This window comes from Vibrio sp. 378, assembly GCF_033339435.1.
The window spans coordinates 1-1096 of sequence record NZ_JAWOUO010000141.1; the positions used below are offsets into that span (position 1 = coordinate 1).

Below are 1096 nucleotides of genomic sequence, written 5' to 3' on the forward strand. Positions count from 1 at the left end.
TAAGGGTAAAACCCGTGTTTCAGAAAAAACTGACAGAAAGTTTATTGGTGATCAATAGGTGATACCGAATGCATATTCTATCGACAATAAATTATCGACAACGAAAAAGGGGAGCCAACAGGCTCCCCTTTCTATTATTCAATGTTTATCTTACTGGCTTTTTTGCTGTTCTGAACGGCAAACAGCAGCGGTAAAGATAACGTCTGTTGAACTGTTTAGCGCTGTTTCAGCAGAGTCTTGAATCACACCGATGATGAAACCAACCGCTACCACCTGCATTGCTACGTCGTTTGAGATGCCAAACAAACCACACGCTAGAGGGATAAGCAGTAGAGAACCGCCCGCAACACCAGAAGCGCCACATGCAGAAACCGCAGCGACAACACTTAGAAGTAGCGCTGTCATTAAGTCAACTTCAATACCCATTGTGTGCACTGCAGCCAGCGTTAGCGTTGTGATAGTGATTGCTGCACCAGCCATGTTGATGGTCGCACCTAGAGGGATAGATACTGAGTAAGTGTCTTCATCTAGGTCTAACTTCTCACATAGCGCCATGTTTACTGGGATGTTCGCTGCACTTGAGCGAGTGAAGAACGCTGTTACGCCACTTTCACGTAGACATTGGAATACCAATGGGTACGGGTTTTGTTTGGTTTTGAAGAATACGATCGCTGGGTTTACTACTAGCGCGATAATCATCATTGCGCCAAGTAGAACCGCAAGAAGGTGAGCGTAGCTTGCTAGCGCGCTGAAACCCGTTGTCGCGAAAGTTGAAGCAACCAGACCAAAGATACCAAATGGTGCAAGACGGATGATGAAGCGAACAATGTGAGAAACACTGTGGCTTAGGTCTTCAAATACCGCTTTCGTTGTTGCTGATGCGTGGTGAAGTGCAAGGCCAAGACCCACACCCCAAGCAAGAATACCGATGTAGTTCGCTTCTACAAGTGCGTTTACTGGGTTATCAACCAGTTTAAACAGCAAGGTACGTAGGATTTCTGCAATACCTTGAGGAGGCGTTGCACCTTCAGCGCCGGTTACAAGCGTTAGATGGGGCGGGAAAAGGAAGCGTAGAACCACGGATGGAAGCGCTGCG

Annotated in this window: 1 protein-coding gene; it reads right to left on the minus strand. The window is 47.1% G+C overall.

The window, feature by feature from the left end:
• Positions 1-150: 150 nt before the first annotated feature.
• Positions 151-1096 (minus strand): serine/threonine transporter SstT (gene sstT, locus R7Q48_RS24690; protein WP_318132750.1); only part of this gene is annotated, 946 nt, incomplete at its 5' end.